The organism is Streptomyces canus 299MFChir4.1 (assembly GCF_000383615.1).
Lineage (GTDB): Bacteria > Actinomycetota > Actinomycetes > Streptomycetales > Streptomycetaceae > Streptomyces > Streptomyces canus_C.
Window position 1 is genome coordinate 1 of record NZ_KB911597.1, and the last position, 17,605, is coordinate 17,605.

The following is a 17,605-nucleotide window of genomic DNA, read 5'->3' on the forward strand; positions in this document are numbered from 1 at the left end:
ACTCACCCGTTCGCCACTAATCCCCACCGAAGTGGTTCATCGTTCGACTTGCATGTGTTAAGCACGCCGCCAGCGTTCGTCCTGAGCCAGGATCAAACTCTCCGTGAATGTTTACCCGTAATCGGGTGCACACACACGAGAGCGGAACAACCACCGGAATAAGGCGGTCGTTCACAGCGTCCTCGCTGTGTTTATTTCAAAGGAACCTCGTCCCAGCAGATGCTGGAGACGGGGTATCAACATATCTGGCGTTGATTTTTGGCACGCTGTTGAGTTCTCAAGGAACGGACGCTTCCTTTGTACTCACCCTCTCGGGCTTTCCTCCGGGCGCTTCCCTTCGGTCTTGCGTTTCCGACTCTATCAGATCCTTTCGGGCCTGATTCCCTGTCGGCGGGGCCTTTCGACATTCACTACGTTAGCCGATTCCCTCGGCAACTCATAATCGAGTTCCGCGAGTTCGAATTCAGACGTGCGGGCACGCCGAAATCGTCCCCGCTGAGGGGATGTCGTAGGTAGTGGTTTGGCCGCTCTCGGCTGCTGGCGATCGCCGTAACCGGGTCAAGCGGCTCGGGCTACGTTACGCACCTTCCAAGAGCGAGTCAACTTGAGCGCCGCCTCGGGGCATGAGCGCGATAGGGGCTCACTGTCGGGTCGTTGGCGACCCAGTAGCGCCAGGGGCGCACGCCTCCCTCGCCGGCCACCCCGGTCCGCGGACCGTTGAGTACCTGGTCGGAGGGGACCGGAGTACCGGTGAGCATCCTCAGCGGGGTCTCGCCCGGGTCGCATGCGTCCGTGCCGTCCAGGGCCCGGTCCACGCCAAGGGCGGTGGCCAGGCGGGCCGGCCCTTTGGCCAGTTCCTTGTCATTTCGGGCCGAGAGTCGACGTTTGCGTGCCAGCTCGGCGCCTTCGAGGACCTCGCCCGCGCGGAGCAGAACGGCGCTCGCCCGGCCTTCCGGGCCGCACACCAGGTTCATGCAGAACCACATGCCGTAGGTGAAGTAGACGTACACATGCCCGGGCGGACCGAACATCACGTCGTTGCGGGCCGTGCGGCCGCGGTAGGCGTGGGAGCCGGGGTCGTTCGGACCGTCGTACGCCTCGACCTCCGTGAGGCGCACCGCGATCGGGCCGTCCGGGGTCGTACGGACGAGGGTGCGGCCGAGGAGGTCGGGGGCGACTTCCAGTACGGGGCGGTCGAAGAACTCTCGTGGCAGTGGCGTACGGTCCGGGGGCGTGATCATGGCGTACGAGCGTAGTCCAGACGGGTGTGTGCCAAGGGGTGGTCAAGGGTTCGTCCGCTTGCCAGGGTGAGGGCGCGGAACCGACCACGGCCGGATCGCGTTTGTAGGGATCAGGAATCCGCGCGTTCTAAGAGGAGAGACATGGCGTTCAAGAAGCTGCTCGCGAGCCTGGGGGCCGGTGGGGCTTCGGTGGAGACGGTGTTGACCGAGGTCAACGTCGTTCCGGGTGGTGTCGTCCAGGGCGAGGTGCGGATCCAGGGTGGGTCCGTCGACCAGGAGATCGAAGGGCTGTCGGTCGGGCTCCAGGCCAAGGTCGAGGTCGAGAGCGGCGACCAGGAGTACAAGCAGGACATCGAGTTCACGAAGGTCTCGCTCGGCGGTGCCTTCACGCTGCAGGCGAACGCGGTGCACGCGGTGCCGTTCGGTCTGGAGATCCCCTGGGAGACGCCGGTCACGATGATCGACGGCCAGGCGCTGCGCGGGATGAACGTCGGTGTCACGACCGAGCTGGCGATCGCGCGTGCCGTGGACTCCGGTGACCTCGATCCCGTCAACGTGCACCCGCTGCCGGCGCAGAAGGCGATTCTGGACGCCTTCATGCAGCTGGGCTTCCGCTTCAAGAACGCGGACCTGGAGCGCGGCCACATCCGGGGGACGCGGCAGCGGCTGCCGTTCTACCAGGAGATCGAGTTCTTCCCGCCGCAGCAGTACCGCGGGCTCAACCAGGTCGAGTTGAGCTTCGTCGCGGACGGCAACGCGATGGACGTCATCCTGGAGATGGACAAGAAGCCGGGGCTGTTCAGCGAGGGCAGTGACACCTTCCGGTCCTTCCAGGTGGGGCTACACGACTACCAGAGCACCGACTGGGCCGCCTACCTCAACCAGTGGCTGTCCGAGGTCGGCAGCAAGCGCAACTGGTTCTAGGCTCGGGAACTGCTGATTCCGGTAATCGATCAGGAGGTACCGAGGTGACCGAGCTCAAGCGGCGGCCGCTCCCCCATGACTTCCATCCGCCTGTCCCGTCCTTCACCGTGACGAGCGAGGACGTGCAGGAGGGCGGCACGCTCAAGGACGCTCAGGTCTACGCGGCCGGCAACACCTCTCCGCAGCTGCGCTGGGAGGGGTTCCCGCCGGAGACCAAGAGCTTCGCCGTGACCTGCTACGACCCCGACGCGCCTACGGGCAGTGGGTTCTGGCACTGGGTCGTGTTCGACATCCCGGCCTCGGTGACCGAGCTGCCGGTCGGTGCGGGCAGCGGCACGTTCGAGGGGCTGCCGGAGGGTGCCGTACAGGCGCGGAACGACTACGGGGCGAAGGACTTCGGTGGGGCCGCTCCGCCGGCCGGGGACGGGCCTCACCGGTACGTCTTCACCGTGTACGCCGTGGACCAGGAGAAGCTCGGGCCGGATGCCGAGGCGTCGCCTGCCGTCGTGGGCTTCAACCTGCGGTTCCACGCGATCGCGCGGGCTCAGTTGATCGGTGAGTACGAGGTGCCCGCCGAAGACTGACGTTCATCGGGCGTTTGCCCGCCTCTGGTCTTGGAATTGATCAGAGGCGGGCACTTTTTTATTGCGTTGTCCATCTCGGCGTGCCCGGCCAGAGTTGATCCAAGCCCAAGCCCGCCGAGGGGTGGGCCGGTGCACATGGGAGGTGGGCTGACATGCGGGACACGCTGGTACTGAACGCGAGCTTCGAGCCGCTGTCGACGGTGACGTTGAACCGAGCCGTCGTTCTGGTGCTTCAGGACAAGGCCGTCGTCGAGCAGTCCCACCCCGAACTGCGCATGCGCGGAGCCGCGGTCGACATACCGGCGCCCCGGGTGATCAGGTTGTGCAGGTATGTGCGGGTGCCCTTCCGAAGACAAGCCCCCTGGTCCCGGCGGGGTGTTCTGGTGCGTGACCGGCACAGGTGCGCGTACTGCGGGCGGCGGGCGACGACCGTGGACCATGTGGTGCCGCGGTCGCAGGGTGGTCAGGACACCTGGCTGAACACAGTGGCCTCCTGCGCGGAGGACAACCACCGCAAGGCGAACCGGACTCCGGCGGAGGCGGGGATGCCGTTGCTGCGGGAGCCATTCGAGCCGACCCCGGCCGATGCCATGTTGCTGTCCCTGGGGCACGAGGACTTCTCGGCGCTGCCGGAGTGGTTGGCGCGAGAGGCCGCCTAGCCGTCTGCCGGGATCTCTTCGGTCGCGGCTGCGGGTGCGTCGTGGCTTGTCGCGCGGTTCCCCGCGCCCCTGGGTGGGTGCGGGGAACCTTTCGTTTGCCGTCCTGTCAGTCGATCTTCGGGGTCTCCCGGCGTTCCGCGCCGCCGTTGCCTCCGCCCGAACCGCCGCCGAAGTTGCCGAAGTTGCCCATCGCGCCGGAGAGGCCCTTGAGGGCGTCGCCGATTTCGCTGGGGACGATCCAGAGCTTGTTGGCGTCGCCCTCGGCGATCTTCGGGAGCATCTGGAGGTACTGGTAGGAGAGGAGCTTCTGGTCCGGGTCGCCGGCGTGGATAGCCTCGAAGACCGTGCGGACCGCCTGGGCTTCGCCTTCCGCGCGCAGGGCGGCCGCCTTGGCCTCACCCTCGGCGCGCAGGATCTGGGACTGCTTCTCACCCTCGGCCGTGAGGATCGCGGCCTGGCGCGTACCTTCGGCGGTGAGGATCGCGGCGCGCTTGTCACGGTCGGCGCGCATCTGCTTCTCCATCGAGTCCTGGATGGAGGTCGGGGGCTCGATGGCCTTCAGTTCCACGCGGTTGACGCGGATGCCCCACTTGCCGGTGGCCTCGTCGAGGACGCCGCGCAGGGCCGCGTTGATCTCCTCGCGGGAGGTCAGGGTCCGCTCCAGGTCCATGCCGCCGATGATGTTGCGGAGGGTGGTGACGGTGAGCTGCTCGATCGCCTGGATGTAGCTGGCGACCTCGTAGGTCGCGGCCCGGGCGTCGGTGACCTGGTAATAGATGACCGTGTCGATGTTGACCACGAGGTTGTCCTGGGTGATCACCGGCTGCGGCGGGAACGGAACGACCTGTTCGCGCAGGTCGATGCGGTTGCGGATGGTGTCTATGAACGGGACGACAATGTTCAGGCCCGCGTTGAGCGTTCGCGTGTAGCGGCCGAAGCGCTCCACGATGGCGGCGCTCGCCTGTGGGATGACCTGGATCGTCTTGATGAGGGCGATGAAGACCAACACCACCAGGATGATCAAGACGATGATGACCGGTTCCATCGTGCTCCCCGTGCCCTTCTCTGCCTCGGCGTTCTCGGAAGATCTTATGGTTGTTGAAGATCTTGCTGGTCGAGTCTGACAGACCGTCGCGTAACTCGTGGTGCGTTCGGTTCAGTTGCATCCTGCGAGGTCACATGACGATCGCCGTGGCTCCCTCGATGTCCACGACGTCCACTTCCTGGCCTACTTCGAAGGCACGGTCGGTGTCGAGGGAACGGGCGGACCAGACTTCGCCGGCGAGCTTGATCCGGCCACCGCCGCTGTCGACGCGCTCCAGGACGACGGCCTGTCTGCCCTTCAACGCGTCGATGCCCGTGACGAGTTGGGGTCGCTGGGAGCGGTGCCGGGTCGCGATGGGCCGTACGACGGCGATGAGGGCCACCGAGACGACGGCGAAGACGAGTACCTGGACGACGACGTCACCGCCGAGTCCGGCCGCGAGCGCGGCGGCGAGGGCGCCCGCCGCGAGCATGCCGAACTCCGGCATCGCGGTCACCACGAGCGGGATTCCGAGCGCTGCCGCGCCGACGAGCCACCACACCCATGCGTCGATGTCGTTCACATGGTCATGGTAGGTCCGGGGGTACCGCCGCGGACAGGGCGCGATGGAGCGGGACGGGCTTCTTACCCTTGTTTTTGCGGGGACTTCACGTGATCACGACAGCGGAAGGCCCTGTGCGGTCCAGCGCTCGCCGACCTGCTCGACGACGAGGGGGAGGCCGAAGCACATGGAGAGGTTGCGGGAGGTGAGTTCGAGCTCCAGGGGGCCCGCGGCGAGCACCCTGCCCTGACGGATCATGAGGACGTGGGTGAAGCCGGGGGCGATCTCCTCGACGTGGTGGGTGACCATGAGCATCGAGGGGGCGATCGGGTCGCGGGCGAGTCGGCCGAGGCGGCGGACCAGGTCCTCGCGGCCGCCGAGGTCGAGGCCGGCGGCGGGCTCGTCGAGGAGGAGGAGCTCGGGGTCGGTCATCAGGGCGCGGGCGATGAGGGTGCGCTTGCGCTCGCCCTCGGAGAGGGTGCCGAACTTGCGGTCCAGGTAGTCGCTCATGCCGAGGCGGTCGAGGAAGGCGCGGGCACGCTGCTCGTCGATGTCCTCGTACTCCTCCTGCCAGCCGGCGGTCATGCCGTACGCCGCCGTCAGCACGGTCTCCAGGACGGTCTGGCGCTTGGGGAGCTTGTCGGCCATGGCGATGCCTGCCATGCCGATGCGCGGGCGCAGTTCGAAGACGTCGGTGCCGGGCTTGCCGAGGGTCTCGCCGAGGATGGTGGCGGTGCCCTTGCTGGGGTAGAGGTAGCTGGAAGCGAGGTTCAGGAGCGTGGTCTTGCCGGCGCCGTTGGGGCCGAGGATGACCCAGCGCTCGCCCTCCTTGACCGACCAGGAGACCTGGTCCACCAGAGCCCGGTCCTCGCGGACCACGGATACGTCCTGAAGCTCCAGAACATCGCTCATGAGCGCGTTGTCTCCCCTTGCAGTGTGACGGTGTCGACGTCTCGGCTGTCGCGTGCGCGCTTTTGGGCGCAGCCCTCGATGAAATCTACGCCACCGGTCGGCGGCTCCCGTCCAGTGGTCCGGTCCTTAGGCTGGGGGCATGTTCTCGGAACCGCGCTCTGGACGCCTTGCCGCTTGGGGAAACGGTCTTTTGGCCGGACTTGTCTCGCCGGACGACGCCGTGTCGGCGATCGTCGGTGACGATGCCGTGCACCGGGTCGAGGGGCTGCCGGGTGAGCCGGCGGCCGTCGGTCTGACGCTGACGCTGGGACGGCTTCGGTCGCTCGGCGTGACGGGACTGCGGGTGGCGCTGCCCGCGCCCGGGCATCCGCTGGGGTTGAGCGGGCCGCCGGAGTTCAACGCGCGGGCGTTGGAGGCGGAGGAGGCGGTGGTCTGTCACGGCGCCGCGCTGGGCCTGGTGCCGGAGGTGTCCGAGGCCGGGCCCGCGGGTGATGTGCATGTCGAGGTGGTGTGGCAGGTGCTGCCGGTGCGGGAGGCTCCGCCGGCGGACGTTCCCTCGCTGGGCGAGGCCGAGCGGGAGCTCGCGGAGGCCCTGCGGGAGGCGACGGAGGTGTTGTCGCGGCTGGACGTGGCCGCGTCGGGGCCGGTGGCGGAGGCGGCGATCGGGGCGTACCGGGCTCGGGCCGAGCGGGGGCGGGAGGTGCTGGCGCCGGGGTATCCGCCCAGGGCGGTGCGGGTGCTGGAGCTCGCTCAGCGGGTGGGGTTGTTGGTGTCGCTGGCCCACGAGAGGGGGCACGGGGGTGCGGTGAGCTCCGCCGAGATGCGGGCTCGGGGGGAGGCCTTGCGGCCGGTGGAGCGGACGGGGCGGCGGGCGCAGGTGGCCGCTTACAACGCGTACGTGGAGGAGTTGGAGCGAGGGGTGCGGTGACCGGAGCGGGGCTGGGCGGCGATGGTGGTGAGCGCGCGGCCCAGCGCCCGGGGTGCGCAAACGGACCGGCCTCCCGGGTGCGCGAGGCGCCCGGGAGGCCGAAGTCACTGCCCGCTCGGCGGGGACGTCAGTGGTTGAGACCGAGGTTGCCGAAGGCGGGGTTCAGCACGCCGATGACGTTCACGCTGTTGCCGACCGCGTTCACCGGGACGTGCACCGGGGCCTGGACGAGGTTGCCCGAGACGACGCCGGGCGAGCCCACGGCCTTGCCGTCGGCGTGCGACCCGTCGGTGGCGGAGGCCATACCGGCACCGGCGGCGATCAGCCCGCCGGCCACCATCGTCACGGCCGCTGCCTTCTTCAGGTTCTTCACTTCTAAGCCCTCCTAGCGATTGCCGCGGCAGTCGCCGCAGCACGCACTGGAGAACGGCGGACCTCCACGAAGGATGCGCCATTCGGGGGACATTCCCACGACGGTATGAATCTCACTCCGGAGCGGAACCCTCCGTATTGCCGTGCGTCCGAGGGATCAACCGGCCACTCCATGACGAACCGCCCACAATGCCGCCTGGGTCCGGTCTGCCAGGTCGAGTTTCATCAGGATGTTCGAGACGTGCGTCTTGACGGTCTTCTCGGAGAGGACCAGCGCACGGGCGATCTCCCGGTTGGAGCGGCCGTCCGCGATCAGTCCGAGCACCTCGCGCTCCCGCTCGGTGAGCGAACCGCCTCTGCCCTGGCCGGAGTTGTTCTCCTCCTGGGACAACAGGGCGCCCGCGACCTCGGGTTGCAGCAGGATGTGCCCGGCGTGCACGGAGCGGATGGCGCCGGCGAGGGCGTCGGGGTCGACGTCCTTGTAGACGTATCCCGCGGCGCCCGCGCGCAGGGCCGGGACCACCGTGCGCTGTTCGGTGAAGCTGGTGACGATCAGCACGCGCGCGGGGTTGTTCAGTTCGCGCAGTTTGCGCAGGGCTTCGATGCCGTCCATGCCCGGCATCTTGACGTCCATGAGGACGATGTCGGGCTTCAGCTCCTCGGCGCGCGCGACGCCCTCGGAGCCGTCGGCGGCCTCGCCCACGACCTCTATGTCGTCCTGCACTTCGAGGAAGGTGCGCAGTCCCCGGCGGACGACCTGGTGGTCGTCGACGAGCAGGACCCTGATCGCGTCAGCCACCGGGGACCTCCATCTCGATCGTGGTGCCCTTGCCGGGCGCCGATTCCACGGTCAGCGTGCCGCCGACCCCACTGGTGCGGTCCCGCATGGAGACCAGGCCGAGGTGGCGTCCCGCGCGGCGGATCGCCTTCGGTTCGAAGCCGCTGCCGTCGTCCGTGACGCGCAGCACGGCTCCGCTGCCGCGCCGGTCCAGGGTCACGTCGACATGGTCGGCTCCCGAGTGCCGCAGCGCGTTGTGCAGGGCCTCCTGGGCGACGCGGAGCATGGCCTCCTCCTGGGCGGCCGGCAGTGCGCGGAAGTTGTGGGCGGCGAAGGTCACGCGCGCGCTGTGGGCGCGGTCCAGGACCTGGATCTGGGTGCGCAGGGTGGCGGTGAGGCCGTCCTCGTCCAGGGCGGCGGGGCGCAACTCGACGACGGCGGCGCGCAGTTCGTCGGCGGCTTCGGCGGCGAGCACGGCCACCTGGTGCAGTTCGCCCTTGGCGCGGGAGGGGTCGCGGTCGACGAGGGCGGCGGCGGCCTGGGCGGTCAGGCGCAGGGAGAAGAGCTTCTGGCTGACCGCGTCGTGCAGTTCGTGGGCGAGGCGGGAGCGCTCCTCGGCGATCGTGAGCTCGCGGCTGCGTTCGTAGAGGCGGGCGTTGGTGAGGGCGATCGCGGCGTGCTGGGCGAGGATCGCGAGGAGTTCCTCGTCCTCCTCGGTGAAGCCGCAACTGCCTTCCGGCTTTGAACAGTTCTTGTTGGCGAGGAAGAGGGCGCCGATGACCTCGTCGCCGTCGCGGATCGGCAGGCCCAGGAAGTCGACCAGGTCGGGGTGGGCGGACGGCCAGCCCTCGAAGCGGGGGTCCTTGCGGACGTCGGCCAGGCGCTCGGGCGTTGCCTCGTGGAGCATCGCGGCGAGGATGCCGTGCTGGCGCGGAAGCGGGCCGATGGCCTTCCACTGCGCGTCGCTGACACCGTCGACCACGAACTGGGCGAAGCCGCCGTGGTCGTCCGGGACGCCGAGGGCGGCGTACTGCGCGTCGAGCAGTTCGCGGGCCGAGGCGACGATCGTCTTGAGGACGTCACGCACCTCCAGGTGCCTGCTCATGGCCAGCAGCGCGGAGCTCACCGCGGCGAGGCCGGACCGGGGACCTTGACTCATGCCCTCAGAGTACGGGCGGGGTGTGACAGCGCGGATCGGACCTGTGACGGCTCCCGGCTAGGGCGGACGGCCTAGGGCGAAGGGCCCCACCGCTCTGCGGCCCGCGTCCGAGGCGGCCGGGACGACCGCGTTCCTACGTTGGGGGCACGCCGATCAGGAGGCGTGGAGGACGAGGGGACGTGTGTCATGCCGGTAGCGATCATCACGGGGGCCTCGAAGGGGCTGGGGCGGGCGCTCGCGGAGGCGCTGGCCGCGCGGGGCTGGGACCTGGTGCTCGACTCGAGGACGGCGGAGGTCCTGAAGGAGACGGCGGCCGCGCTCGCCGGGCACGGGACCCGGGTGACGGCGCTGCCCGGGGACGTCACGGATCCGGCGCACCGCTCCGAGCTGGTGGCGGCGGCCTTGAGGCTCGGTGGCGTCGATCTGCTGGTGAACAACGCGAGCGCGCTGGGCGCCGAGCCGCTGGCCCGCCTTGAGGGGCTGCCCCTGGACGGGCTGCGCCGGGCGCTGGAGGTGAACGTCGTGGCCGCCCTGGGTCTGGTGCAGGAGGCGCTGCCGCTGTTGCGGGCCTCGGAGGCCGGCACGGTGATCACGGTCAGTTCGGACGCCGCCGCCGAGGCCTATGAGACGTGGGGCGGCTACGGGGCGTCGAAGGCCGCCCTGGACCACCTCACGGCGGTGCTGGGCGTGGAGGAGCCGGGGCTGCGGGTGTGGGCCGTCGATCCCGGGGACATGGCGACGGACCTGTACGCGGCGGCCGTGCCCGACGACCAGGATCCGCGGCCGGAGCCGGCGAGTGTGGTGCCGGCGTTCCTGCGGTTGCTGGACGAGCGGCCGGTGAGCGGGCGGTACGGGGCCCCGTCGCTGCTGGAGGGGCGATGACACTCGCCGTGCGCGTACCGGAAGAGCTGTCGGCGCGGGTGCCGGCCGAGCAGCGTGGGCCCGGGCTCGACCGGGACGCCGTACGGCTGCTGGTGTCGCGGGGCACCAACGTGTCGCACCACTCCTTCGGGGAGCTTCCTCTGCTGCTGCGGGCCGGGGACCTGCTCGTCGTGAACACCTCCCCCACGCTGGCCGCGGCCGTCGACGGCCGGATCGGGCACGCGCGTGTGGTGGTGCACTTCTCCACGCGCGGGGACGACGGTCGGTGGGCGGTGGAGCTGCGGGATCCCGACGGGAGGGGCACCACGCGTGCGCGTGCGGGCGGGCCCGCGGGGACGGAGGTGCGGCTGCCCGGGGGCGGGCGGCTGGTCCTGGAGGAGGCGGTGAGCGGGCGGCTGTGGTGGGCCCGGGTGGACGGTGGGGACGTCCTGGGGCTGCTGCGGGAGCACGGGCGGCCCATTCGGTACTCGTACACGGAGCGGGACCAGCCGTTGTCCGTCTACCAGACGGTGTTCGCGCTGCCGTCGCCCGACGGGGCGGGCAGCGCGGAGATGCCCAGCGCGGCGCGGCCCTTCACCGCGCGGCTGGTGGCGGAGCTGGTGAGCCGGGGCGTGCGGTTCGCGCCGGTCACGCTGCACACGGGGGTGGCCTCGGCGGAGGCGCACGAGCCGCCGTATCCCGAGCGGTTCTCGGTGCCGGAGGCCTCCGCGCGGCTGATCAACGCGGCGAGGGCCGGGGACGGCCGGGTCGTCGCCGTCGGGACGACGGCCGTGCGGGCCGTGGAGTCGGCGGCCGGGGCCGACGGAGTCGTACGCGCGCGTGCGGGATGGACGGATCTCGTCGTGACCCCCGAGCGCGGGGTGCGGGTGGTGGACGGGCTGCTGACCGGGCTGCACGAGCCGGAGGCCTCGCATCTGCTGATGCTGGAGGCGGTCGCGGGGCGGGCGGCGATCGACCGCGGGTACGAGCAGGCGCTGCGCCGGAACTACCTGTGGCACGAGTTCGGCGACATGCATCTCCTCCTGCCGCAGGAGGGTCCTCACACAGAGCATTGCGGCCGCAACTGCCGGTGAGGCTGCTGTGCGCCGGATGTGAGGCCGCACATAGGGCGCAGATCACGTACTAGGTGAAATAGGAGACAAGACCCTCCTGCATGAGCGGGACAGACGTTCCGGTCTGTCCTGATTTGCCCTCCCCCGGTCCACTACCCGGGGTCGTACGTCACACCTTTGCCGGGTGGTTTTGCGCCAGCTAAGAATGGCCAACGTCGCTCAGCGCCGCGGGTTCCGCCCGCGGCGTTTGTGCCGGAAGCACCCGTGTCCGACACCGGACAGCGAGCGACCTCCGCGCTATTCGAAGAGGTCCATCCCGCATGCCCAAGAATCCTTTCACCCGTGGTCATAGTCGTGCGCTGACCAAGCGCCACAAGATCGCCGCCGCCGGAGTCGCCACGCTCGGTGCCGCCGCCATCGCCTTCAGCGCGGTTCCCGGCAACGCGGAGACCACGACGTCCGAGGCGGCCACCTACTCGGCCCCCGTGAAGTACTCCTCCGAGCAGCTCAAGGGCCTCCAGGCGGACGTCAGCGAGCAGCTCGCCGCCAAGGCCCTGCAGAGCAAGGCCGCCGAGGCTAAGGCGAAGGCAGAGGCTGCGGCGAAGGCAAAGGCCAAGGCCAAGGCCGCGACCGCCGCGAAGAAGAAGGCCGCCGCGGCCGCGGCCGCCAAGAAGGCCGCGCACGCCCGCAAGGCCAAGGAGGCCGCGAGCCGGGCCGCGCACCGCGCCAAGCTGAAGGCCGCGGTGCACCGGAGCTACGCCAACAACCTGGACGGCTGGATCAAGCAGTCCCTGGACATCATGAAGTCCAAGGGCATCCCGGGCAGCTACAACGGCCTGTACCGCAACATCATGCGGGAGTCCTCGGGCAACCCGAACGCGATCAACAACTGGGACATCAACGCCATCAACGGCATCCCGTCGAAGGGCCTGCTCCAGGTCATCCCGCCGACGTTCCAGGCGTACCACGTCGCGGGCACGTCCTGGAACATCTACGACCCGGTCGCCAACATCACCGCCGCCGCGAACTACGCGGCCGACAAGTACGGCTCCATGGACAACGTGAACAGCGCGTACTGAGGTCGCGCGGACCTCTCGTACGCACAAGGGCGGCACCCGGTCGGGGTGCCGCCCTTCGCCGTCGTACGGCAGGGATCACTTGCGCATGACCTCGGGCTCGTGGCGGCGCAGGAAGCGGGAGACGAGGAACCCGCAGACGACGCCGATGGCGATGAGGGCGATCATGTTGAGGCCCCAGGTGCTGACCGCGTGGTTCCACAGCGGGTCGGTCGTGTCGCCCGGTTTGACGGGCGGGTTGACCTTGTTGAAGTCCAAAGTGGCGCCCGCGGCGGCGACCGCCCAGCGTGACGGCATCAGATACGAGAGTTCGTTGACGCCGAGAGTGCCGTGCAGGGTGAACAGACACCCGGTGAAGACGACCTGGACGATCGCGAACATGACCAGCAGCGGCATGGTCTTCTCGGACGTCTTCACGAGCGCGGAGATGATCAGCCCGAACATCATCGAGGTGAACCCGAGCCCCATGATCGGCAGGCACAGTTCCGCGAGGGTGGCGTTGCCGAGGACCAGCCCTTCCTTCGGCAGTCCGCGGCTGGCGAAGCCGATGAGGCCGACCATCAGCCCTTGCAGGATGGTGATCACGCCCAGGACGACCACCTTGGACATCAGGTACGCCGAGCGGGACAGGCCGGTGGCGCGCTCCCGCTCGTAGATCACCCGTTCCTTGATCAACTCACGGACGGAGTTGGCCGCGCCGGCGAAACAGGCGCCGACCGCGAGGATCAGCAGGACGGTGGTGGCCGTGCTGTTCGGCTCGGGAAGCTTGGTCCTGGGGTCGATCGGCTTGGGCAGCAGGTTGTCGCCGAAGTCGATGAGCAGGCTCACCGAGCCGAGGACGAGCGGCAGGATCACCGTCAGGGCCAGAAAGCCCTTGTCGGACGCGATGACCGAGACATAGCGGCGCACGAGTGTGCCGAACTGGCCCGTCCAGCGCTGCGGCTTCGGCGGCTTCATGCCCTGCATCGGAGGCATCTGTACGGACTGCGGGGCAACGGCGTCTATGTCCGCGGCGTACATCTGGTAGTGCTGCGAGCCCTTCCAGCGTCCGGCCCAGTCGTAGTCCCGGTAGTTCTCGAAGGCGGAGAAGACGTCGGCCCAGGTGTCGTAGCCGAAGAAGTTCAGCGCCTCCTCGGGCGGCCCGAAGTAGGCGACAGCGCCACCGGGGGCCATCACGAGCAGCTTGTCGCACAGGGCCAGCTCGGCCACGGAATGGGTGACGACGAGGACCGTGCGGCCGTCGTCGGCGAGGCCGCGCAGCAGTTGCATGACATCGCGGTCCATGCCCGGGTCGAGGCCGGAGGTCGGCTCGTCGAGGAAGATCAGGGACGGCTTGGTCAGCAGCTCCAGGGCCACGGAGACGCGCTTGCGCTGGCCGCCGGAGAGGGCGGTGACCTTCTTCTCCCGGTGGATGTCGAGCTTCAGCTCGCGCAGCACCTCGTTTATGCGGTGCTCGCGCTCCTCGCTCGTGGTGTCGGCGGGGAAGCGGAGCTTGGCCGCGTACTTGAGGGCCTTCTTGACGGTCAGCTCCTTGTGCAGGATGTCGTCCTGCGGGACCAGACCGATGCGCTGGCGCAGCTCGGCGAACTGCTTGTAGAGGTTGCGGTTGTCGTAGAGGACGTCGCCCTGGTTGGCCGGCCGGTAGCCGGTGAGTGCCTTGAGCAGCGTCGACTTGCCGGAACCGGACGGTCCGATGACCGCGATCAGGGACTTCTCCGGGACGCCGAAGGAGACGTCCTTGAGGATCTGCTTGCCGCCGTCGACCGTGACGGTGAGGTGGCGGGCGGAGAAGGAGACCTCGCCCGTGTCGACGAACTCCTCCAGACTGTCGCCGACGATCCGGAACGTGGAGTGGCCGACGCCGACGATGTCGCTCGCGCCGAGCATCGTCGAGCCACCCTTGGGGATCGGCTGGCCGTTGACGTACGTGCCGTTGTGGGAGCCCAGGTCGCGGATCATCATGCGGCCGTCGGGCATCGAGTGGAACTCGGCGTGGTTGCGGGAGACCTGCAGGTCGGAGACGACCAGGTCGTTCTCCAGGGCGCGGCCGATGCGCATGATGCGGCCGATGGTGAACTGGTGGAACGTGGTCGGACTGCGGTCGCCGTAGACCGGCGGCGCGCCCGCGCCGGCACCGCCGTCGGCGCCGGGGCCCTGCTGCTGCGGAATCCTCTGCGGCGGCTGGTGCGCGTACGACTGCGGCTGCGACTGCGGCTTCGACTGCTGCCGGGGCTGCGGTTGCGGCCAGCCGGATGGCGCGGCCTGTGGTGATGCCTGGTACGGGGCCTGATGGGGTGTCTGGTGCGGAGCCTGGTGTGGTGTCTGGTGCGGAGCCTGTTGTGGGGCCTGCTGCGGGGTCTGCTGGGCCCAGCCCGGGTTCGCGCTCTGCGCGGCGTACGGCTGCTGCCCGGGCTGCGGCTGTACGTCCGAGGCCGCGGCGCCGGAGAGGCTCAGCAGCGGGCCGTCGCTCGCGTTGCCCAGGTGGACGGCCGCGCCGGGGCCGATCTCCGTCTCGTGGATCCGCTGGCCGCGCACGAACGTGCCGTTGGTGCTGCCGTGGTCCTCGATGACCCAACTGCGCCCGCTCCAGCTGATCGTGGCGTGCCGCCAGGACACCCTGGCGTCGTCGAAGACGATGTCCCCCTGCGGATCGCGTCCAAGGCTGTACGGCCTGGACGGATCGAGCGTCCAGGTACGTCCGTTCGCTTCCAGTACGAGTTCCGGCACTCCAAGCCCCACTGAGTAGTCCCCCGCATTGCCCCCGTCACAGGGAGTGTAGGGATGTCGAACATCGTCGGGAACTATTTCAGGATCCCCTCCTGACCGAAAGCCGAGCCCCGAGAACACCACGTTCGCGCGCTTCGGCCGGTTCCGTTGACGGGGTTGAAACCGACCCGGAGAGTGGGTAATCCACGCGAGGGGGACTAGCGCGGTCTCGGCCGCGCCGCGGATCGGGGGGTCTGCCATGAGTGCGTCCAGGGGCGTCGAGAGCACGAAGCGCGGCGTGCGGCTGCCGTGGGGAGACATCCTGCTGTCCGCCATAGCCGCCGTGAGCTGGGCGTTGATCGGGATGGCTGGTGCGGCCGCGCTCGGACTGCATCTGCTGGAGGCCGATTCCGCGGCCTCGCTGGGCCCGATGACCGCGGCTGTTGTGGCCCTTGCGGCGGGTGGTTCGGTGACGCCCTCCGGCGATGTGTCCGCGTTCGGGCTGACGGGGGCGCAGGCGGCGACCGCCATCGAGATCACGCCACTGGGCGTCAGCCTGGTCGGTGCGGTGCTTATGTCCTGGTTCTTCCTGCGGTCCCTGCGGGGGGCCGGGGCGGTGATCGCGCCGTCCGAACTCCTCGCGCGCGCGGGCTCGGTGGTCGTCCTGTTCACGGTGATGATGGGCGGGCTGGCCTGGGCGGGGCACGACGTCATCACGATCGACGGAGGTGCGCTGGGGCTCGACAAGCTGCCCGGCGCGGGTGGTGGCGGGGGCGGCGGTCTCGACATCCCCGGGCTGGGGGACGTCGGGGACATCGGCGGCCTGCTGCCGGACCGGATCGGCAACCTCGTCGACGCGAAGGCCGCGGTCGGCTTCACGGTGGACACCGCGCCGACGCTGCTCGGCGGGCTCGGCTGGTCGGCCGGGATCCTGCTGGTCGCGCTGCTGGCGTCCCGTCGTACGCCGCTGCCGCCCGGCTGGGAGGCCGTGCACCGCGTCGTACGGCCGGCGGTCTCCGCGCTCGTGACGGTGCTGCTGGTCGCGGTGGCCGCGGGGCTCTCGGCGGCGGCGTACGCGGCGATCGGCGACGACCACCCCAAGCGGATCGCGGGCGCGGCGCTGCTCGGGGCGCCGAACGGGGTGTGGCTGGGCATCCCCATCGGCCTCTTCGTCCCCTTCGACGGCCGGGCGACGGGCGTCCTGACGAACTTCCTCCCCGCCCCCTTGGACCGACTCCTCGACTCGGACTCCGACCAGTCGATGACACTGGGGCGCCTGGCGGAGCTGGACGGGCGGGTGTGGCTGCTGGGGGTGGGGGCGGCGCTGATGATGCTGCTGGCGGGGGTGCTCACCGCTGTGCGGACGCCGGTGGGGGTGAGTCACGAGGTCGCACGGGATCCGGGAGCGCTTGGTTTCGCGGGCCGGTGTGCGGTGCGGCTGGGTGTCGCGACCGCGTTGGCGTTGCCGCTGCTCGCCTGGCTGACGGAGGTGTCGGTGGACGCCTCGCTGTCGGTGCTGGGGTTCGACGCGTTCGGCGCGGGTGTCCGGCTCCGGGGTCAGCTCGGCATGGCGGTCCTGCTCGGAGCGCTGTGGGGAGCGGGCGCGGGCGCTGCGGGGGCGCTGCTGGCGCGGGCGACGGGGGCGGCGGGGTCTCGGGCGGCGGGGTTGGCACTGGGTGACTCGGCGGGGGGTCTTGGTGCCGGGGCGGGGGTCGGTGCGGGTTCTGGTGTCGGGGCGGGCGCTGCGGGGGCGTGGGGGGCTGGGGCGGGTGCTCCTCATGGGGGCGGGGCTGGTGCGGACGCCGGTGGCGCCGGGACGCCCTGGGGGGAGGCAGCCGGGGTCTACGGGGGTGGGGCGGGGACTTCCGGAGGCGGGCCAGGAAGGTACGAGGGCACGGGTGGCTCGTACGACGACGTGTCGCGGTCCTATGAAGGCGGGGCGCGGTCCTATGAGGGGGGCGCGGCCGGACCCTACGGCGGTGAGGTGGGGCCATACCGAGGTGAACCGGGGACCGATCGCAGCGGGGCACGTCCCTACGACGCAGGTACGGCCGGACCGTACGGCGACGAGGCCGCGCCACACCGCGACGGCCCAGGAACCGATCGCGGCGAGGCACGCCCCTACGACGAGGACGCCTCCAGGCAGTACAGCGGTGAGACGGGGCCACACCACGGCGGGCCAAGGGCCGATCGCGGCGAGGCACGCCCTTACGACGAAGGCACGGCCAGGGCGTTCCGCGGTGTGGCGAGGCCCGATGGCGGCGGGGAGGATGCCTATCGAGGTGAAGCGGGCGCGCAGGGCGGTCTGGGCACAGCTCACCCCGGTCAGGCGAGGTGGCCCGGCGGGGAGGCGCAGTCACGAAGCGGCGAGGCCGGGGCGCAAGGCGGTGGTGCCGCGTCGCGCGGTGGTGAGCCGGAGTCGCAGAGCGGCGAGGCCGGAACCTCTCGCGGTGAAGTCGGGCCGTACGTGCCCGGTACGCCTTATCGGCCGCCCAATGCGGCTACCAACCCGTACCTGCGGGTCCCGGACGAGTTGCGGGGGCCCGGGGACGCACGGGCCGCCGGCCACGGTGGGCGGGCGCCGGGGGCTGAGGACGATCGGCCGGGCCAACGTCGGGGGGAGCAGGGACCGGAGGGCTCGGGAGAGGGCAGCGATCGGCCTCAAGACGCGGTGCCCCCTCCTGAGGAGAGCGCTCGGCCTACGGCGGGGCCGCGTCGGCCCGACGGTTCGCCGCCGCCCGACGAA

Annotated in this window: 14 protein-coding genes, 1 rRNA gene and 2 pseudogenes; 8 read left to right on the forward strand and 9 right to left on the reverse strand. The window is 70.1% G+C overall.

What is annotated here, in order from left to right; translation table 11 throughout:
- Both H293_RS0128900 and H293_RS0128905 read right to left on the reverse strand, forming a co-directional pair.
- Nucleotides 1-108, reverse strand: a 16S ribosomal RNA gene (locus tag H293_RS0128900); the annotation flags it as partial.
- Between the two features lie 491 nt (nucleotides 109-599).
- Entirely contained in the window at nucleotides 600-1,241 is a 642-nt protein-coding gene (locus H293_RS0128905; protein ID WP_020121308.1) for a DNA-3-methyladenine glycosylase, read from the reverse strand.
- A 141-nt stretch (nucleotides 1,242-1,382) separates the two neighbouring features.
- On the opposite strand from H293_RS0128905, the gene H293_RS0128910 reads away from it, so the two are divergent.
- The 3 genes from H293_RS0128910 to H293_RS0128920 all read left to right on the forward strand — a co-directional run bounded on the left by H293_RS0128910 (nucleotide 1,383) and on the right by H293_RS0128920 (nucleotide 3,408).
- Complete coding sequence (locus tag H293_RS0128910) at nucleotides 1,383-2,165, forward strand: sporulation protein (RefSeq protein WP_020121309.1); 783 nt, start codon at nucleotides 1,383-1,385, stop codon at nucleotides 2,163-2,165.
- A 44-nt stretch (nucleotides 2,166-2,209) separates the two neighbouring features.
- A complete protein-coding gene (locus H293_RS0128915; RefSeq protein ID WP_020121310.1) occupies nucleotides 2,210-2,749 on the forward strand; it encodes a YbhB/YbcL family Raf kinase inhibitor-like protein in 540 nt (179 codons plus the stop codon).
- Nucleotides 2,750-2,901: 152 nt separating this feature from the next.
- The gene (locus H293_RS0128920) at nucleotides 2,902-3,408 is read left to right on the forward strand and encodes an HNH endonuclease (RefSeq protein WP_020121311.1); all 507 of its coding nucleotides are present in this window, start codon (nucleotides 2,902-2,904) and stop codon (nucleotides 3,406-3,408) included.
- Between the two features lie 106 nt (nucleotides 3,409-3,514).
- Here the strand turns inward: H293_RS0128920 and H293_RS0128925 are convergent, their stop codons facing one another.
- The 3 genes and pseudogenes from H293_RS0128925 to H293_RS0128935 all read right to left on the reverse strand — a co-directional run.
- Complete coding sequence (locus H293_RS0128925; protein ID WP_020121312.1) at nucleotides 3,515-4,453, reverse strand: SPFH domain-containing protein; 939 nt, start codon at nucleotides 4,451-4,453, stop codon at nucleotides 3,515-3,517.
- Between the two features lie 130 nt (nucleotides 4,454-4,583).
- On the reverse strand, nucleotides 4,584-5,015 hold the full coding sequence (locus H293_RS0128930) for an NfeD family protein (protein ID WP_020121313.1): 432 nt from the start codon (nucleotides 5,013-5,015) through the stop codon (nucleotides 4,584-4,586).
- Between the two features lie 360 nt (nucleotides 5,016-5,375).
- A pseudogene (locus H293_RS0128935) lies at nucleotides 5,376-5,906 on the reverse strand (ABC transporter ATP-binding protein); the annotation flags it as partial.
- 139 nt (nucleotides 5,907-6,045) lie between these two features.
- Between H293_RS0128935 and H293_RS0128940 the strand changes: the two are divergent.
- Complete coding sequence (locus H293_RS0128940; protein WP_051138172.1) at nucleotides 6,046-6,834, forward strand: hypothetical protein; 789 nt, start codon at nucleotides 6,046-6,048, stop codon at nucleotides 6,832-6,834.
- 127 nt (nucleotides 6,835-6,961) lie between these two features.
- On the opposite strand, the gene chpE is transcribed toward H293_RS0128940, so the two are convergent.
- The 3 genes from chpE to H293_RS0128955 all read right to left on the reverse strand — a co-directional run bounded on the left by chpE (nucleotide 6,962) and on the right by H293_RS0128955 (nucleotide 9,143).
- The gene (gene chpE / locus H293_RS0128945; protein ID WP_020121316.1) at nucleotides 6,962-7,207 is read right to left on the reverse strand and encodes a chaplin ChpE; all 246 of its coding nucleotides are present in this window, start codon (nucleotides 7,205-7,207) and stop codon (nucleotides 6,962-6,964) included.
- Between the two features lie 156 nt (nucleotides 7,208-7,363).
- Entirely contained in the window at nucleotides 7,364-8,005 is a 642-nt protein-coding gene (locus tag H293_RS0128950; RefSeq protein WP_020121317.1) for a response regulator, read from the reverse strand.
- The gene (locus H293_RS0128955) at nucleotides 7,998-9,143 is read right to left on the reverse strand and encodes a GAF domain-containing sensor histidine kinase (protein ID WP_028808282.1); all 1,146 of its coding nucleotides are present in this window, start codon (nucleotides 9,141-9,143) and stop codon (nucleotides 7,998-8,000) included. Before H293_RS0128955 ends, H293_RS0128950 begins: the two co-directional genes overlap by 8 nt.
- Before the next feature lie 186 nt (nucleotides 9,144-9,329).
- Between H293_RS0128955 and H293_RS0128960 the strand changes: the two genes are divergently transcribed.
- The 3 genes from H293_RS0128960 (at nucleotide 9,330) to H293_RS0128970 (ending at nucleotide 12,156) form a co-directional block, all read left to right on the forward strand.
- Nucleotides 9,330-10,025, forward strand: a complete 696-nt coding sequence (locus tag H293_RS0128960; RefSeq protein WP_028808283.1) for an SDR family NAD(P)-dependent oxidoreductase — start codon at nucleotides 9,330-9,332, stop codon at nucleotides 10,023-10,025.
- Nucleotides 10,022-11,098, forward strand: a complete 1,077-nt coding sequence (locus H293_RS0128965) for an S-adenosylmethionine:tRNA ribosyltransferase-isomerase (protein WP_020121320.1) — start codon at nucleotides 10,022-10,024, stop codon at nucleotides 11,096-11,098. The genes H293_RS0128960 and H293_RS0128965 overlap by 4 nt, the downstream gene beginning before the upstream one ends.
- A gap of 299 nt (nucleotides 11,099-11,397) precedes the next feature.
- Nucleotides 11,398-12,156, forward strand: a complete 759-nt coding sequence (locus tag H293_RS0128970; protein ID WP_020121321.1) for a transglycosylase SLT domain-containing protein — start codon at nucleotides 11,398-11,400, stop codon at nucleotides 12,154-12,156.
- A gap of 75 nt (nucleotides 12,157-12,231) precedes the next feature.
- Here the strand turns inward: H293_RS0128970 and H293_RS0128975 are convergent, their stop codons facing one another.
- Complete coding sequence (locus tag H293_RS0128975; RefSeq protein ID WP_020121322.1) at nucleotides 12,232-14,880, reverse strand: ABC transporter ATP-binding protein/permease; 2,649 nt, start codon at nucleotides 14,878-14,880, stop codon at nucleotides 12,232-12,234.
- A gap of 238 nt (nucleotides 14,881-15,118) precedes the next feature.
- On the opposite strand from H293_RS0128975, the pseudogene H293_RS57465 reads away from it, so the two are divergent.
- Nucleotides 15,119-16,573, forward strand: a pseudogene (locus tag H293_RS57465) (streptophobe family protein); the annotation flags it as partial.
- Nucleotides 16,574-17,605 lie beyond the last annotated feature (1,032 nt).

What these genes read in the sequence shown, in the direction of transcription:
- H293_RS0128970 (WP_020121321.1), top strand. Translation starts at nt 11,398, where the DNA reads ATGCCCAAGAATCCTTTCACCCGTGGTCATAGTCGTGCGCTGACCAAG.
- H293_RS0128910 (WP_020121309.1), top strand. Translation starts at nt 1,383, where the DNA reads ATGGCGTTCAAGAAGCTGCTCGCGAGCCTGGGGGCCGGTGGGGCTTCG.
- H293_RS0128925 (WP_020121312.1), bottom strand. Translation starts at nt 4,453, where the DNA reads ATGGAACCGGTCATCATCGTCTTGATCATCCTGGTGGTGTTGGTCTTC.
- H293_RS0128920 (WP_020121311.1), top strand. Translation starts at nt 2,902, where the DNA reads ATGCGGGACACGCTGGTACTGAACGCGAGCTTCGAGCCGCTGTCGACG.
- H293_RS0128955 (WP_028808282.1), bottom strand. Translation starts at nt 9,143, where the DNA reads ATGAGTCAAGGTCCCCGGTCCGGCCTCGCCGCGGTGAGCTCCGCGCTG.
- H293_RS0128960 (WP_028808283.1), top strand. Translation starts at nt 9,330, where the DNA reads ATGCCGGTAGCGATCATCACGGGGGCCTCGAAGGGGCTGGGGCGGGCG.
- H293_RS0128940 (WP_051138172.1), top strand. Translation starts at nt 6,046, where the DNA reads ATGTTCTCGGAACCGCGCTCTGGACGCCTTGCCGCTTGGGGAAACGGT.
- H293_RS0128905 (WP_020121308.1), bottom strand. Translation starts at nt 1,241, where the DNA reads ATGATCACGCCCCCGGACCGTACGCCACTGCCACGAGAGTTCTTCGAC.
- H293_RS0128965 (WP_020121320.1), top strand. Translation starts at nt 10,022, where the DNA reads ATGACACTCGCCGTGCGCGTACCGGAAGAGCTGTCGGCGCGGGTGCCG.